Source organism: Streptomyces flavidovirens DSM 40150 (assembly GCF_000429085.1).
Lineage (GTDB): Bacteria > Actinomycetota > Actinomycetes > Streptomycetales > Streptomycetaceae > Streptomyces > Streptomyces flavidovirens.
The window spans coordinates 534,846-550,238 of sequence record NZ_AUBE01000001.1 but is presented as its reverse complement, the minus strand read 5'-3'; the positions used below and the strand labels follow the sequence as shown (position 1 = coordinate 550,238).

16 protein-coding genes are annotated in these 15,393 nt (G+C 66.8%); 7 read left to right on the top strand and 9 right to left on the bottom strand.

Annotated elements, in window-relative coordinates:
* Positions 1 to 85: 85 nt before the first annotated feature.
* Positions 86 to 1,060 carry a thioredoxin-disulfide reductase gene (gene trxB / locus G412_RS0102580; protein ID WP_028810698.1) on the top strand — a complete coding sequence of 325 codons (975 nt, stop codon included), beginning with the start codon at positions 86 to 88 and terminating at the stop codon, positions 1,058 to 1,060.
* A gap of 48 nt (positions 1,061 to 1,108) precedes the next feature.
* Entirely contained in the window at positions 1,109 to 1,456 is a 348-nt protein-coding gene (gene trxA / locus G412_RS0102575; RefSeq protein ID WP_028810697.1) for a thioredoxin, read from the top strand.
* 78 nt (positions 1,457 to 1,534) lie between these two features.
* On the opposite strand, the gene G412_RS0102570 is transcribed toward trxA, so the two are convergent.
* The 9 genes from G412_RS0102570 to rpmH form a co-directional block, all read right to left on the bottom strand.
* A complete protein-coding gene (locus tag G412_RS0102570) occupies positions 1,535 to 2,152 on the bottom strand; it encodes a GNAT family N-acetyltransferase (RefSeq protein ID WP_028810696.1) in 618 nt (205 codons plus the stop codon).
* A 309-nt stretch (positions 2,153 to 2,461) separates the two neighbouring features.
* Positions 2,462 to 3,565, bottom strand: coding sequence for a ParB/RepB/Spo0J family partition protein (locus tag G412_RS0102565; RefSeq protein WP_078606734.1), 1,104 nt, complete (start codon positions 3,563 to 3,565; stop codon positions 2,462 to 2,464).
* Positions 3,562 to 4,638 carry a ParA family protein gene (locus G412_RS0102560; RefSeq protein WP_078606733.1) on the bottom strand — a complete coding sequence of 359 codons (1,077 nt, stop codon included), beginning with the start codon at positions 4,636 to 4,638 and terminating at the stop codon, positions 3,562 to 3,564. The genes G412_RS0102565 and G412_RS0102560 overlap by 4 nt, the downstream gene beginning before the upstream one ends.
* Before the next feature lie 253 nt (positions 4,639 to 4,891).
* Positions 4,892 to 5,608, bottom strand: a complete 717-nt coding sequence (rsmG, locus tag G412_RS0102555; protein ID WP_028810693.1) for a 16S rRNA (guanine(527)-N(7))-methyltransferase RsmG — start codon at positions 5,606 to 5,608, stop codon at positions 4,892 to 4,894.
* Between the two features lie 108 nt (positions 5,609 to 5,716).
* A complete protein-coding gene (locus tag G412_RS0102550; RefSeq protein ID WP_028810692.1) occupies positions 5,717 to 6,229 on the bottom strand; it encodes a Jag family protein in 513 nt (170 codons plus the stop codon).
* A 15-nt stretch (positions 6,230 to 6,244) separates the two neighbouring features.
* Positions 6,245 to 7,480 carry a membrane protein insertase YidC gene (yidC, locus tag G412_RS0102545; RefSeq protein ID WP_028810691.1) on the bottom strand — a complete coding sequence of 412 codons (1,236 nt, stop codon included), beginning with the start codon at positions 7,478 to 7,480 and terminating at the stop codon, positions 6,245 to 6,247.
* Between the two features lie 3 nt (positions 7,481 to 7,483).
* Positions 7,484 to 7,825 carry a membrane protein insertion efficiency factor YidD gene (yidD, locus tag G412_RS0102540; RefSeq protein ID WP_028810690.1) on the bottom strand — a complete coding sequence of 114 codons (342 nt, stop codon included), beginning with the start codon at positions 7,823 to 7,825 and terminating at the stop codon, positions 7,484 to 7,486.
* The gene (gene rnpA, locus G412_RS37645) at positions 7,822 to 8,196 is read right to left on the bottom strand and encodes a ribonuclease P protein component (RefSeq protein ID WP_078606732.1); all 375 of its coding nucleotides are present in this window, start codon (positions 8,194 to 8,196) and stop codon (positions 7,822 to 7,824) included. Before rnpA ends, yidD begins: the two co-directional genes overlap by 4 nt.
* Before the next feature lie 18 nt (positions 8,197 to 8,214).
* Positions 8,215 to 8,352: a 50S ribosomal protein L34 gene (rpmH, locus tag G412_RS37640; protein WP_078606731.1), complete on the bottom strand. Its 138-nt coding sequence runs from the start codon at positions 8,350 to 8,352 to the stop codon at positions 8,215 to 8,217.
* Positions 8,353 to 8,718: 366 nt separating this feature from the next.
* On the opposite strand from rpmH, the gene dnaA reads away from it, so the two are divergent.
* The 5 genes from dnaA (at position 8,719) to G412_RS0102515 (ending at position 15,154) form a co-directional block, all read left to right on the top strand.
* Positions 8,719 to 10,461: a chromosomal replication initiator protein DnaA gene (gene dnaA / locus G412_RS0102535; protein ID WP_078606730.1), complete on the top strand. Its 1,743-nt coding sequence runs from the start codon at positions 8,719 to 8,721 to the stop codon at positions 10,459 to 10,461.
* 840 nt (positions 10,462 to 11,301) lie between these two features.
* A complete protein-coding gene (gene dnaN / locus G412_RS0102530) occupies positions 11,302 to 12,432 on the top strand; it encodes a DNA polymerase III subunit beta (protein ID WP_028810688.1) in 1,131 nt (376 codons plus the stop codon).
* Between the two features lie 67 nt (positions 12,433 to 12,499).
* The gene (gene gnd, locus G412_RS0102525) at positions 12,500 to 13,381 is read left to right on the top strand and encodes a phosphogluconate dehydrogenase (NAD(+)-dependent, decarboxylating) (protein ID WP_028810687.1); all 882 of its coding nucleotides are present in this window, start codon (positions 12,500 to 12,502) and stop codon (positions 13,379 to 13,381) included.
* Positions 13,382 to 13,415: 34 nt separating this feature from the next.
* Complete coding sequence (recF, locus tag G412_RS0102520) at positions 13,416 to 14,546, top strand: DNA replication/repair protein RecF (RefSeq protein ID WP_028810686.1); 1,131 nt, start codon at positions 13,416 to 13,418, stop codon at positions 14,544 to 14,546.
* Positions 14,543 to 15,154: a DciA family protein gene (locus G412_RS0102515; protein WP_078606729.1), complete on the top strand. Its 612-nt coding sequence runs from the start codon at positions 14,543 to 14,545 to the stop codon at positions 15,152 to 15,154. Before recF ends, G412_RS0102515 begins: the two co-directional genes overlap by 4 nt.
* Positions 15,155 to 15,393: the final 239 nt, after the last annotated feature.

The window sequence follows — 15,393 nt, the reverse complement described above, 5'->3', positions numbered from 1 at the left end:
CCCGTAGGATCCGTTGGGTGGGGTGAGAGTCCTAGACAGGCCCCCAGTAGGCAGCAGGCAGTCCGCAGAGACGAGGAAATAACCCGTGAGCGACGTCCGAAACGTGATCATCATCGGCTCCGGGCCCGCCGGCTACACCGCCGCGCTGTACACCGCGCGTGCGTCGTTGAAGCCGCTGGTGTTCGAGGGTGCGGTGACCGCAGGCGGTGCTCTGATGAACACCACCGACGTGGAGAACTTCCCCGGGTTCCGCGACGGCATCATGGGCCCCGACCTGATGGACAACATGCGCGCCCAGGCCGAGCGCTTCGGCGCCGAGCTCGTTCCGGACGACATCGTGTCCGTCGACCTCACCGGCGACATCAAGACCGTAACCGACACCGCCGGCACGGTCCACCGCGCCAAGGCGGTCATCGTCTCGACGGGCTCCCAGCACCGCAAGCTCGGTCTGCCCAAGGAGGACGCCCTCTCCGGACGCGGCGTCTCCTGGTGCGCCACCTGCGACGGGTTCTTCTTCAAGGACCAGGACATCGCCGTGGTCGGCGGCGGCGACACCGCGATGGAGGAGGCGACCTTCCTCTCCCGCTTCGCCAAGTCCGTCACTATCGTCCACCGCCGGGACACCCTGCGCGCCTCCAAGGCCATGCAGGACCGCGCCTTCGCCGACCCGAAGATCAAGTTCGCCTGGGACAGCTCGGTCGCCGAGCTCCAGGGCGACCAGAAGCTCTCGGGCCTGACGCTGCGGGACACCAAGACCGGTGAGATCACTCCGCTGGCCGTCACCGGACTGTTCATCGCCGTGGGCCACGACCCGCGCACCGAGCTGTTCAAGGGCCAGCTGGAGCTGGACGACGAGGGCTACGTAAAGGTCGACGCACCGTCGACGCGCACGAACCTCACCGGTGTCTTCGCCGCCGGTGACGTCGTCGACCACACCTACCGGCAGGCCATCACGGCCGCCGGCACCGGCTGCTCGGCCGCACTCGACGCGGAGCGTTTCCTGGCGGCTCTGGCCGACACCGACAAGGTGGCCGAGCCCGAGAAGACCGCAGCCGCCTGACCCTCCCTCCCACACCCCACACCCCACCCCGAAGTTAAGGAGGCTGCCGTGGCCGGCACCTTGAAGAACGTGACCGACGCATCCTTTGAGGAGGACGTCCTCAAGAGCGACAAGCCCGTACTGGTGGACTTCTGGGCCGAATGGTGCGGCCCGTGCCGCCAGATCGCCCCGTCGCTCGAAGCGATCGCGGCCGAGCACGGCGACCAGATCGAGATCGTCAAGCTCAACATCGATCAGAACCCGGCCACCGCAGCCAAGTACGGCGTCATGTCCATCCCGACGCTGAACGTCTACCAGGGCGGCGAGGTCGCCAAGACCATCGTCGGCGCCAAGCCGAAGGCCGCTCTCCTGCGCGACCTTGGCGACTTCATCGGCGAAGAGGCCACCAAGGCCTGACCGCCGGCACTTTGTTTCACGTGAAACGCTTGTGGGCTCATCCTGACGGGGATGAGCCCACAAGCGTTTTCAGCGTCCTCACAGCGGACGGAGCACCGGCTCCTTCTGGACCGCCCCCAGCAGCCTGTCGAGAGCAAGCTCGACGTCTTCCTTCCAGGAAAGCGTCGTCCGCAACTCCAGCCTCAGCCGGGGATGCAGCGGATGCGGGCGTACGGTCTTGAAGCCGACCGACAGCAGATGCTCCGCAGGCAGCAGACAAGCGGGCTCCGTCCAGCGGGCGTTGCCAAAGGCCTCGATGGCCTTGAATCCTCTTCGCAGCAAGTCCTTGGCGACGGTCTGCACCATGACACGCCCCAGCCCCTGCCCCTGATAGCTCGGCATGATCCAGGCCGTCATCAACTGCACGGCGTCCGGCGACACCGGGCTGGTCGGAAAGGCCGTCGATCGCGGCACGTATGCCGGCGGCGCGTACAGGACGAACCCCACAGGAGCCTCGTCGACGTAGACGACCCGCCCGCACGACCCCCACTCCAGCAGGACAGCCGAGATCCAGGCTTCCTTCTCCAGCTCCGGAGTGCCCGCCTTTACCGCTGCTTCTCCACTGACTGGATCAAGTTCCCAGAAGACGCAGGACCGGCAGCGCTCGGGGAGGTCCGGAAGATTGTCCAACGTGAGCGGTACGAGCCGACGTCCCATGAAGGATGTTCCTCGCTTCCTTCCCCTGCCGCGTCACGGGCGGCTGCCAGCGCGCCACGTTCCCGGAGCAGACTGCCGACGAACCCGCCGACCGCTCCCAGACTCAGGCCCGCTGTGACCAGTTGGCTGCGACTCACCGATCGCATGGCCCCCGCCCTCCCTCTCAAAGTGAACCAAGGTGGATGCGCCGTACCAGAACGCATCGTATCCACCCCGCGATCGGACGGGTACCGAGAGAAAGCAAAGGGCGGGTCGTGTTCCAGATTGCTCCGGACACGGCCCGCCCCGCAAACAGCTTCCAGCCCAAGTTCAGCTCTCGCCGCCCGCGGCGTCCTCTGCGGTGAGCCCCTTCTGCAGGACCCGCCCCTCGCCGGGGGCGAGCGTCCCGAGGATCCGTTCCAGATCGTCCATCGACGCGAATTCGACGACGATCTTTCCCTTCTTCTGCCCCAGGTCGACCTTCACCCGGGTCTCGAACCGGTCGGAGAGCCGGGACGCGAGACCGGACAGCGCAGGCGACAACCTGGCACCAGCACGTGGCCCCTTCGCCTTGGGAGAGCTCTGCGGACGTGAGCCCATCAGAGTGACGATCTCCTCGACCGCCCGCACGGACAGCCCCTCGGCCACGATGCGGTGCGCCAGACGGTCCTGCTCCTCGGAATCCTCCACGCCGAGCAGCGCCCGCGCATGCCCGGCGGACAGCACACCCGCCGCCACCCTGCGCTGCACCGAAGGCGACAGCCTCAGCAGGCGAAGCGTGTTGGAGACCTGCGGGCGCGAGCGCCCGATCCGGTCCGCCAGCTGGTCGTGCGTGCAGTTGAAGTCCTTGAGCAGCTGGTCGTACGCCGCTGCCTCTTCCAGCGGGTTGAGCTGCGCCCTGTGCAGGTTCTCCAGCAAGGCGTCGAGGAGCAGCTTCTCGTCCTCCGTGGCCCGGACGATCGCGGGGATCCTCTCCAGCCCTGCTTCCCGGCAGGCCCGCCAGCGACGCTCGCCCATGATGAGCTCATAGCGCTCGGGCCCCAGCTGCCGCACGACGACGGGCTGGAGGAGCCCCACCTCCTTGATGGAGGTGACCAGCTCCGCGAGGGCGTCCTCGTCGAACACCTCTCGCGGCTGCCGGGAGTTCGGCTTGATGGAGTCCAACGGCAGCTCGGCGAAGTGAACCCCGGCCACCTCGTCGAGTTCCACCGGCTCCGGCTCCCGTGCCCGCAGGGGAGCTTCCGTTTCACGTGAAACGGGACTCGCAGGAAGCGAAGTCACCTTCGCCGCCGCCACCCCCCGCTCCGCGGTCAGCACCGGCACTGCTCCGGGAGACGTCGAAGCCGACCCTACGGGCGGGCTCGACGTCTCCTGCGAAGCGGCCGGGATCAGCGCGGCGAGCCCACGCCCCAATCCTCTACGTCGGTCACTCACTGGATCCCCTCCGACATGCTCTGCTGACTGTTCTGGCCGCCCACGTGGGCATGCTGCGGGTCGTAGTGCACCCCGACACCCCGCAGCGCGATCTCACGAGCCGCTTCGAGGTACGACAGGGACCCACTGGATCCCGGGTCATAGGTGAGCACGGTCTGCCCGTAGCTCGGCGCTTCCGAGATGCGAACCGACCGCGGGATGCTCGTCTTGAGCACTTCCCTGCCGAAGTGAGTACGCACTTCGTCGGCCACCTGAGAGGCGAGCCGGGTCCTTCCGTCGTACATGGTCAGCAAAATCGTCGACACATGCAGGTCCGGGTTGAGATGCCCCCGCACCAGATCGACGTTCCGAAGAAGCTGCCCCAGCCCTTCGAGCGCGTAGTACTCGCACTGAATGGGGATCAGCACCTCCGCGCCGGCGACCATCGCATTGACGGTCAGCAGGCCCAGCGAGGGCGGGCAGTCGATGAGGATGTAATCCAACGGCTGCTCGTACGCCCGGATCGCCCGCTGCAAGCGGCTCTCCCGCGCCACCAGCGACACCAGCTCGATCTCCGCACCGGCGAGATCGATGGTCGCCGGCGCGCAGAAGAGACCTTCGACGTCCGGGACCGGCTGGACCACTTCGGACAGCGGCCTGCTGTCGACCAGGACGTCATAGATCGAGGGAACTTCGGCGTGATGGTCGATGCCCAGTGCCGTGGAAGCGTTGCCCTGCGGGTCGAGATCGACCACCAGAACACGCGCGCCGTGCAGCGCGAGCGAAGCAGCAAGATTGACCGTCGACGTGGTCTTCCCGACGCCGCCCTTCTGGTTGGCCACCACCATGATGCGGGTCTGCTCAGGCCGGGGCAGACCCTCACCGGCACGGCCGAGAGCTTCTACCGCCAGCTGGGCAGCACGACCAATGGGGGTGTCGTCCATCGGGGGCGGTGTTTCACGTGAAACATCCTCCCCCACCGATTCGGTTCGGGGACCGGGGACCGGGTCGGTCATCGGTCCCGCGATGTTGGCGTCGGACCGCAAGGATTCACTCTCCTCGACTTCAGGCTCGCAATGCACAGAGCCTGCCATGCTTTCGGGGTCATGAACCAGCGAGGCCCGTTCTTCTGTGGAGGAATCCACCTCTGTGGACAACTCCGTACCCCTCACGGACCTGCGGTCGCGCGGTGCGGCAGCCGCACGACCGCGGCTGATGATTCCATGCAGCAGAGAGCGACGTTTCACGTGAAACACGATGCACCGGCAGCGCACCTAAGCCCTCACGACACTCCGCAATGCGTACGTATGGCAGCTTGTATGGAGCATCGCTGATAAAAAGGGCAGATCATCGCCGCCGACGCGTACGCGACGGCCGCGCGGCCTTGGCCCGCTTGGCCGCGAACCTCACCCCGCCGGGGCTCTCCCCCACCTCCACACGCACCACCGTGGACAGCGGGTTCACCACGCCCTCGCCCACCTGAAGCACTTCCGTCTTCACCACACCGAGCTTGCTCAGCGCGGAACGGGTGCTCTTGAGCTCCTCCTCGGCGGTGTCACCCTTGAGCGCCAGCATCTCCCCGTACGGACGCAACAGGGGGACCCCCCAGCCCGCCAGCCGGTCCAGCGGTGCCACCGCCCGGGCCGTCACCACGTGAACCGGCGGGAGCTTCCCCAGCACCTCCTCCGCACGGCCACGCACCACCGTCACGTGCTCCAGACCCAGCAGCTCCACGACCTCCTGGAGGAAGTTCGTACGCCGCAGCAGCGGCTCAAGGAGAGTGATCTTCAGGTCCGGTCGCACCAGCGCCAGCGGAATGCCAGGAAGCCCCGCCCCCGAACCCACATCGCAGACCGTGACACCTTCCGGGACCACCTCGGAGAGCACCGCACAGTTCAGCAAGTGCCGCTCCCACAGTCGCGGCACCTCGCGAGGACCGATCAGCCCTCGCTTGACGCCGGCGTCCGCGAGGAGTTCCGCGTACCGGACCGCCGCTGGAAAGTACTCACCGAATACCGCCCGTGCCTCTTCAGGCGCCTGGGGAAGCTCTGCTTCCTCCGTCACGGGGACCGTCCTTCCGTACCGCGCTACCGAACTGATGGCTGACTAACAGGCTGACAAAGATCGGCCCCGCCTGCGAACAGACGGGGCCGACAGACGTGACGAGGCCGGTCAGGCCGGGAGAACAACGACGAAGCGCTCCGGCTCTTCGCCCTCGGACTCACTGCGCAGACCCGCGGCCGCAATCGCGTCGTGCACGACCTTGCGCTCGAACGGCGTCATCGGGTCAAGCTTCACCGGCGCCCCGGTGCCCTTCACCTCATCCGCAGCCTTGGCGCCGAGCTCCGCGAGCTCCTCACGCCGCTTGGCCCGGAACCCCGCGATGTCCAGCATCAGCCGACTGCGGTCCCCGGTCTCGCGGTGCACAGCGAGACGCGTCAGCTCCTGAAGCGCCTCCAGGACCTCACCATCGCGCCCCACGAGCTTCTGCAGATCACGGCTACCCGTGTCACTGATGATCGAGACCGCGGCCCGGTCGGCCTCGACATCCATGTCGATGTCGCCGTCGAGGTCGGTGATGTCGAGCAGTCCCTCAAGATAATCGGCCGCGATCTCCCCTTCCTGCTCGAGGCGGGTCAGGGTGTCGCCACCCTCAGCGGCCACGGAGGTGGTGCCTTCCGTCACGGGATGGACTCCTTATTACTTCTTCGACGGGTGCTTGGGCCGCTGCTGGCCCTTGCGCTGCCCGGATTTGGCTTGGCGTGCGGAACCGGAAGAAGACTTGCCGGCCGTCTTGGGCTTGTCCTCCGGCTCTTCCTTCTGCAACGAGGTCTTCGCCGCGGACTCGGCGGCGGCGGCCTGACGCTGTGCCTTGGTCAGACGCTTGGGCTGCTGCCGCTTCGGGCCGGAATCCGGCGTCGTACCGTCCTCCGCCTCGACCTCGGGCTCACCCTTCGCCACCGTGCCGTCAGGCTGCACCGTCAGCCGCGCCATACCAAGACCCTTGACGAACCTGCGCTCGGCCTCATTGCGCTCACGGCCCTTGGCAGCGATCTGCTTGATGACATTGCGCTCACGCCGGCTGCGGACCTTGCCGTGCTTGACGATCGACTTCTGCATCCGCTCCAGCAACTGAGCCTGCGCCTTGCTGCCCGGAGTGGGGTTCCCGTGGATCACGTACATCTGCTGACCCATGGTCCACACGTTGGTGGTCAGCCAGTAGACGAGGACACCGACGGGGAAGTTGATGCCCATCACGGCGAACATCACCGGGAAGATGTACATCAGCATCTTCTGCTGCTGCATGAACGGCGTCTTGACCGACAGGTCGACGTTCTTCGTCATCAGCTGGCGCTGCGTGTAGAACTGCGACGCCGACATCAGGATGATCATGAGCGCGGTGATGACGCGGACATCGACCAGAGAGGCGTCGAACTTCACCATGTCCGCCGCGCTGTCCATGAACTTCGCCGCGATCGGAGCGCCGAAGATGTGTGCCTCACGGGCGCTGTTGACCAGGTCCTTGTTGAGCACACCGATCTCGTCACCCGAGGAGATCTTGCTCAGCACGTGATACAGGGCAAAGAAGAACGGCGACTGCGCCAGGATCGGAAGGCACGAGGACAACGGGTTGGTACCCGTCTCCTTGTACAGCTTCATCATCTCTTCGGACTGACGCTGCTTGTCGTTCTTGTAGCGCTCCTGGATCTTCTTCATCTCAGGCTGGAGCGCCTGCATGCCACGCGTCGACTTGATCTGCTTGACGAACAGCGGGATCAGACAGATCCGGATCAGCACCACCAGGGACACGATGGACAGACCCCAGGCCCAGCCCGTGTCAGGCCCGAAGACCGCGCCGTACATCGTGTGGAACTGGACGATGACCCAGGAAACTGGGGTGGTGATAAAGCTGAACAGACTGGCAATCGTGTCCACTAATCAGGCTCCTTGAGCATTGGGCGAGGTCTCTGCGGCCGGGTTGATCTCAGCGGCGGAGTGCTGCCCGCCCTTGCTGCCGCGGCTGCCGCTCCACGCATTGCGCAGCGCTTCGTGCCAACGCGGACGCCGGCGCGGCGGAACATGGTCCACACCGCCCGGCGACCACGGATTGCACCGCAGAATGCGCCAGGCGGTCAGAGCCGTGCCCTTGACCGCACCGTGCCGGTCGATGGCCGTAAACCCGTAGTGAGAACACGACGGGTAGTACCGGCAGACAGGCCCGAGCAACGGACTGATCGTCCACTGGTACAACTTGATCAGAGCCAGCAGCGGGTACTTCATCGCGCGCCCCCTCCCAGCAGCCGCTCAAGCGCGGCATCCAGGTCTCGGGCCAGCTGTGCATGGTCGGCATCACCTGATCCGGGCAATGCCCGTACGACAACCAGGCTACCGGGGGGCAGCTGCGACAGACGGTCCCGGACCAGGTGGCGAAGCCTGCGCTTCACCAGGTTCCGCACGACAGCGTTGCCAACAGCTTTGCTGACGACGAAACCCGCACGCGGCTGGGAAACGCTCTCCCCAGACGCGTGCGGGTCCGTTGCACCGCTACTTCGCAGATGGACGACGAGGAGCGGGCGCCCGGCCCGGCGTCCTCGGCGTACCGCGGTCGCGAAGTCCTCGCGCCGCCTCAGCCGATTCTCGGTAGGCAGCACGTCATGACCTGTAGGTGATCAGGCGGAAAGGCGCGTGCGGCCCTTGCCACGGCGAGTCGCCAGGATGGCGCGACCGGCACGCGTCCGCATGCGGAGACGGAAACCGTGGGTCTTGGCGCGACGACGGTTGTTCGGCTGGAAGGTGCGCTTGCTCACTCGGGGGCTCCAGAAGTGGTGTGGTGGCGGGGCATCGCCTGGCTGTCACCGTGCGCCCACGAGGAAGCTCGCAACGCCCGTGTGCACCGCTTCACGATCACAGACCGTGATCTTTGCCCATCGGAGGCAGGCGGCAGCAGCCATCGACAACTCGACCTGGTCACGGTACGCGCGGCTACGCCATCCGGTCAAACCGACCCGTCACCAGGGTCCACTATGCACAGGCTGTGGACAACAACTTGATGCACCCAAGGACCCGCGACTACCGTGCATGAACTTGGATTCTTATCCGTTGTGTCCTTGCCTGTCCTTCCCATCCCGTCCCAAGAACCACACCTTCGTGGGACCTGTGAGAGAGCGTGCCCTGTGGCTGACGTACCTGCCGATCTTGCCGCAGTGTGGCCACGAGTGCTGGAGCATCTCCTCGGAGAGGGCCAGCAGGGGATCGAACCCAAGGACAAACAGTGGATCGAGCGCTGCCAGCCGCTCGCCCTGGTCGCCGACACCGCGCTGCTCGCCGTCCCCAATGAATGGGGCAAGCGCGTCCTCGAAGGCCGGCTCGCACCGCTCATCAGCGAGACGCTGAGCCGCGAGTGCGGCCGCCCGATCCGCATCGCGATCACCGTCGACGACTCCGCTGCGGAGCCGGCCCCGCAGCAGCAGCCGCAGCACGAGTCGTACGACACGTACGGACACCGGCCGCCGTCCGACGACCTGCCGACCGCCAGGCCCGCCTACCCCGACTACCGGCAGCCCCGCCACGAGCAGGGCTCCTGGCCCCGCCCGCAGGAGGACCACGGCTGGCAGCAGCCCCGGCTCGGCGGATACCAGGAACGCGACCCGTACGCCACCCGCCCGCAGCAGCACGACTACCGGCAGCAGGCACCCGAGCACCAGCAGTACGAGCAGCCGCACTACGACCAGCCCCGCCACGAACGCCACGAACGCCCCGAGCGCCGCGACCACCAGGACCAGCCCGCCCCCCACCGCAGCGGCGGCCCCGGCTCCTCGATGCAGTCCGGCGGCGCCCCCGGCCCCCTGGCCGCACAGGCCTCCACACCGGGCCCCGGCGAGCCGCACGCCCGCCTCAACCCGAAGTACCTCTTCGACACCTTCGTCATCGGCTCGTCCAACCGCTTCGCCCACGCGGCCGCGGTCGCCGTGGCCGAGGCGCCGGCCAAGGCGTACAACCCGCTCTTCATCTACGGCGAGTCCGGGCTCGGCAAGACCCACCTGCTGCACGCCATCGGGCACTACGCGCGGAGCCTCTACCCCGGCACGCGCGTGCGTTACGTGAGCTCCGAGGAGTTCACCAACGAATTCATCAACTCCATCCGCGACGGCAAGGGCGACGCCTTCCGCAAGCGCTACCGCGACGTGGACATCCTGCTCGTCGACGACATCCAGTTCCTGGCGAGCAAGGAGTCGACGCAGGAGGAGTTCTTCCACACCTTCAATACGCTCCACAACGCCAACAAGCAGATCGTGCTGTCCTCGGACCGGCCGCCCAAGCAGCTGGTGACCTTGGAGGACCGGCTGCGCAACCGCTTCGAGTGGGGCCTGACCACCGACGTACAGCCCCCCGAGCTGGAGACGCGCATCGCGATCCTCCGCAAGAAGGCGGTGCAGGAGCAGCTCAACGCCCCGCCGGAGGTACTGGAGTTCATCGCCTCCCGCATCTCGCGCAACATCCGCGAGCTGGAGGGTGCGCTGATCCGCGTGACGGCGTTCGCGTCGCTCAACCGGCAGCCCGTGGATCTCGGCCTCACCGAGATCGTGCTCAAGGACCTGATCCCCGGCGGTGAGGACGCCTCTCCCGAGATCACGGCAAGCGCCATCATGGCGGCCACCGCGGACTACTTCGGACTGACGGTGGAGGACCTCTGCGGGTCGTCCCGCAGCCGCGTTCTCGTGACGGCCCGGCAGATCGCGATGTACCTGTGCCGTGAGCTGACGGATCTCTCGCTGCCCAAGATCGGTGCACAGTTCGGCGGCCGCGACCATACGACCGTGATGCACGCCGACCGCAAGATCCGCGCGCTCATGGCGGAACGGCGCTCCATCTACAACCAGGTCACCGAGCTCACGAACCGCATCAAGAACGGCTGACGCGCCGCCGCAGCAGCCTCCAACCGCGCTCCGAAGGGCGCCCAGGGACGAACTCCCCGGGCGCCCTTCGTCGTTCCGCGCCTCCCCCGATGTTCGAATACGTGCCCGCGGGACTCCGTTCTCCACAGAACAGGGCAGGATGTTCCGTCCACACCCTGGGGACCCAGAAGTTGTCCAGATTGGGTCCACAGGTGCGGTTCCTGAGACTTCATCACCCCAGGTCAGGTGGTTGTGGATTTGTGGTCAAGCATCATCCACAGGGTGTGGACAGAAAATCTGTCCACAGGGGCGGATCTTGGTTGTCCACCGGCGGCCCACAGGCTGGACCATCTTGTGCACAGCTAATCCACACCTCTGTCCACTGTTCGGCAACGCGACACGGGCCCTCACCGGCGCGAGTGAAAGCGGTCACACCAAGGAGGCCGGTTGGGCTGTGGGGAACATGGGTAAAGCTGGGGACAGCGCTGGGGAGAAGTCACCCCTGCCTGTGCACCGAGTGTGTGTAACTTTCGGGCGTCCACAGAAACACCGAGTTGTCCACCGGCTCCGCCCACAGGCGCAGTGGACAAAAAAGTGGGCTTGACCTGCGCAAACGGGGTTATCCACCGTTTCCACAGGCCCTACTACTACTCCCACTTAGAGTTAGCTCGGAATTCGCTTGGAAGAAGGGCCTGTGCACAACTTCGGCCTGGAGCCGGCGACGCCTCTCGCCACGACTTGACCCCGAGCCGCACCGACTGTCGGTGCCGTGCGTCAGACTGGTCCCCGGCAACACAGCCAGACGACCCCAGACGACGACGGCCAGCAGGGCGAGCCAGCAACAAGCAGGAGGCGGTTCCGGTGAAGATCCGGGTTGAGCGCGATGTACTCGCGGAGGCGGTGGCCTGGACGGCTCGCAGCCTTCCGGCCCGTCCGCCGGTGCCCGTCCTCGCGGGCCTTCTTCTGAAGGCGGAGGACGGCGCGCTGAGTCTCTCCGGCTTCGACTACGAGGTGTCGGCGCGGGTCTCGGTCGAGGCGGACGTGGAGGAGGACGGCACCGTTCTCGTCTCCGGCCGGCTCCTCGCCGACATCTGCCGCGCCCTGCCGAACCGTCCGGTGGAGATTTCCACAGACGGTGTACGGGCGACCGTGGTCTGCGGCTCCTCGCGGTTCACCCTCCACACGCTTCCTGTGGAGGAGTACCCGGCGCTGCCGCAGATGCCGACCGCGACCGGCACCGTTCCCGGTGAGGTCTTCGCCTCCGCCGCTGCCCAGGTGGCCATCGCCGCCGGCCGCGACGACACGCTGCCGGTGCTCACCGGCGTACGCATCGAGATCGAGGGCGACAGGGTCACGCTGGCCTCGACCGACCGCTACCGCTTCGCGGTCCGCGAGTTCATGTGGAAGCCGGAGGACCCGGAGGCTTCCGCCGTCGCGCTGGTGCCCGCCAAGACGCTGCTGGACACCGCCAAGTCGCTGACCAGCGGTGACACGGTCACCCTCGCGCTGTCCAGCTCTGGTGCCGGTGAGGGTCTGATCGGTTTCGAGGGCGCGGGCCGGCGTACGACGACCCGTCTGCTCGAGGGTGATCTGCCGAAGTACCGGACGCTTTTCCCGACCGAGTTCAACTCGATCGCCGTCATCGAGACCGCCCCGTTCGTCGAGGCCGTCAAGCGTGTGGCGCTGGTGGCCGAGCGGAACACTCCGGTGCGGCTCAGCTTCGAGCAGGGCGTGCTGATTCTCGAAGCGGGTTCGAGCGACGACGCACAGGCTGTGGAGCGGGTCGACGCGAACCTGGAGGGCGACGACATCTCGATCGCCTTCAACCCGACCTTCCTGCTGGACGGCCTGAGCGCGATCGACTCGCCGGTCGCGCAGCTGTCGTTCACGACGTCGACGAAGCCGGCGCTGCTCAGTGGCAGGCCCGCGGTCGATGCCGAGGCGGATGAGGCGTACAAGTACCTGATCATGCCGGTGCGGCTGTCGGGCTGAGGCCCCTGCGGGCCGGGCGTAGGCTCGGTCTCGGGTACGAATCGCCACAACGCTTAAGGAATCTCTGATGGAGCTCGGTCTCGTCGGCCTCGGCAAAATGGGCGGCAACATGCGTGAGCGCATTCGCCGCGCAGGCCACACCGTCATCGGTTACGACCGCAACCCGGACGTCGCCGATGTCCACAGCCTTGAGGAGCTTGTGGCCAAGCTCAAGGGCCCGCGTGTGGTGTGGGTGATGGTTCCGGCGGGTGCCGCGACCCAGTCGACGATCGACGCGCTGGGCGAGCTGCTGGAGCCGGGTGACGTGGTCGTGGACGGTGGGAACTCCCGCTGGACGGACGACGAGAAGCACGCGGCCGAGCTGGGCGAGAAGGGCATCGGTTTCGTCGACTGCGGTGTCTCCGGTGGCGTCTGGGGTCTGGAGAACGGCTACGCGCTGATGTACGGCGGCGACGCCGAGAACGTGGCGAAGGTCCAGCCGGTCTTCGACGCGCTGAAGCCGGCGGGCGACTTCGGTTCGGTGCACGCGGGCAAGGTGGGCGCCGGTCACTTCGCGAAGATGGTTCACAACGGCATCGAGTACGCCATGATGCAGGCGTACGCCGAGGGCTGGGAGCTGCTGGAGAAGGTCGACTCGGTCACCGACGTGCGTGAGGTCTTCCGGTCCTGGCAGGAGGGGACGGTTATCCGCTCCTGGCTGCTGGATCTGGCGGTCAACGCGCTGGACGACGACGAGCACCTTGAGGGTCTGCGTGGGTTCGCCGCGGACTCGGGTGAGGGCCGCTGGACGGTGGAGGCGGCGATCGACAACGCGGTGCCGCTGCCCGCGATCACGGCGTCGCTGTTCGCGCGGTTCGCGTCGCGTCAGGAGGACTCGCCGCAGATGAAGATGATCGCTGCGCTGCGTAACCAGTTCGGTGGTCATGCGGTCGAGTCGACGAAGAAGTAAGTAGTTCAGAGCTGGGAGAAGGTCGGCGCACGCCATGCATGTCACGCATCTGTCGCTGGCCGACTTCCGCTCGTACGCCCGGGTCGAGGTCCCTCTCGATCCGGGCGTTTCCGTGTTCGTGGGGGCGAACGGGCAGGGGAAGACGAATCTGGTCGAGGCGGTCGGTTATCTGGCGACGCTCGGCAGTCACCGGGTCGCTTCGGATGCGCCGCTGGTGCGGATGGGCGCGGAGCGGGCGGTGATCCGGGCTGCGGTGACGCAGGGCGAGCGGCAGCAGCTGGTGGAGCTGGAGCTGAATCCGGGCCGGGCGAATCGGGCGCGTATCAATAGGTCGTCGCAGGTCAGGCCGCGTGATGTGCTGGGGATCGTACGGACGGTGCTGTTCGCGCCGGAGGATCTGGCTCTGGTGAAGGGTGATCCGGGTGAGCGGCGGCGGTTTCTGGATGAGCTGATCACGGCGCGGTCGCCGCGGATGGCGGGTGTGCGGTCGGATTACGAGCGGGTGCTGAAGCAGCGGAACACGTTGTTGAAGTCGGCGGCGATGGCGCGTCGGCACGGTGGCCGGTCGATGGACATGTCGACGCTGGATGTGTGGGACCAGCATCTGGCTCAGGTGGGTGCGGAGCTGTTGGCGCAGCGGCTGGATCTGATCGCGGTGTTGCAGCCGATGACGGACAAGGCGTATGAGCAGCTGGCGCCGGGTGGGGGTCCGGTGTTGTTGGAGTACCGGAGTTCGGTCGGTGGGGGCGTAGGTGCTGGTCAGTCGCGTGAGGAGTTGTACGGGCTGCTGTTGGCGGCGTTGGTGGAGGCGCGGAAGCAGGAGATCGAGCGGGGTGTGACGTTGGTCGGTCCGCATCGGGATGATCTTGTGCTGAAGCTGGGGGAGCTGCCGGCGAAGGGTTATGCCAGTCATGGTGAGTCGTGGTCGTACGCGCTGTCGCTGCGGCTTGCTTCGTACGATCTGCTGCGCGGCGAGGGCAATGAGCCGGTGCTGGTGCTCGATGACGTGTTCGCGGAGCTGGACGCGCGGCGGCGGGAGCGGCTGGCGGAGCTGGTGGCGCCGGGTGAGCAGGTGTTGGTGACGGCTGCGGTGGATGACGATGTGCCGGGTGTGCTGTCGGGGGCGCGGTATGTGGTGTCCGGTGGCGAGGTGGCGCGGGTATGAGCGGGCTGAGTGGTGCTAGCGGTGCCAGCGGTGCGGGTGGGGTGGGTGGGGAGTTGCCTCAGGAGCCGTTGAGGGTGCCTGAGCAGGCGAAGGCGTCGGAGGTGCCTCAGTCGACGGGGGTTGATCTGGCGCGGGTGGCGTTGCGTGCGGCGAAGGAGCAGGCGCGGGCGCGGGGGGCTGCGGCGCAGCAGAAGAAGCAGGCGCGGCGTGGTGGGGGTCTGCGGTCGGGTTCGGGGGCGGATGGTCGTGATCCGTTGGCGTTGGGTGCGGCGCTGGACCGGTTGAAGACGGAGCGCGGCTGGGAGATGCCGATGGCGGTCGGCGGTGTGATGGGCCGGTGGCCGGAGATCGTGGGTGGGGATCTGGCGAAGCACTGTGTGCCGCAGCGGTATGACGAGGACGAGCGGGTTCTCACGGTGCAGTGTGATTCGACGGCGTGGGCGACGCAGTTGCGGTTGATGCAGCGGGAGCTGTTGACGCGGCTGAACGCTGATCTGGGGCGGGACACGGTGCGGGTGATCAAGATTTGGGGGCCGGGTGGTCCGCCGCGTCGGTTTGGTGCGTTGCGGGCTCCGGGGAGTACGGGCCCTGGGGATACGTACGGGTGAGATGTGGCTGGGGGCGGGTGTCCGGGTGAGGTGTCGCTCACGGTGGCGGGTGCTTGACAGCTGGAAGCGCTGGATGCCCGTGTGAGCCTCTTGGAGCCCCTTCCTGGATATGGGGAGTCGGGCGGCGCCGGTTCAGGACGGCACATGGGTACTCAGGTACCGGCAAACCCCCATGAGTGTCTGCGCTACCGGTAGACTGGTAGACAATCCCGCCCGGCGTGCGGGATCCGTCGACTTAT

Coding starts and splice junctions, on each gene's coding strand:
- gnd (WP_028810687.1), top strand. CDS start 12,500: ATGGAGCTCGGTCTCGTCGGCCTCGGCAAAATGGGCGGCAACATGCGT.
- G412_RS0102570 (WP_028810696.1), bottom strand. CDS start 2,152: ATGGGACGTCGGCTCGTACCGCTCACGTTGGACAATCTTCCGGACCTC.
- G412_RS0102515 (WP_078606729.1), top strand. CDS start 14,543: ATGAGCGGGCTGAGTGGTGCTAGCGGTGCCAGCGGTGCGGGTGGGGTG.
- yidD (WP_028810690.1), bottom strand. CDS start 7,825: ATGAAGTACCCGCTGCTGGCTCTGATCAAGTTGTACCAGTGGACGATC.
- G412_RS0102560 (WP_078606733.1), bottom strand. CDS start 4,638: ATGGCAGGCTCTGTGCATTGCGAGCCTGAAGTCGAGGAGAGTGAATCC.
- recF (WP_028810686.1), top strand. CDS start 13,416: ATGCATGTCACGCATCTGTCGCTGGCCGACTTCCGCTCGTACGCCCGG.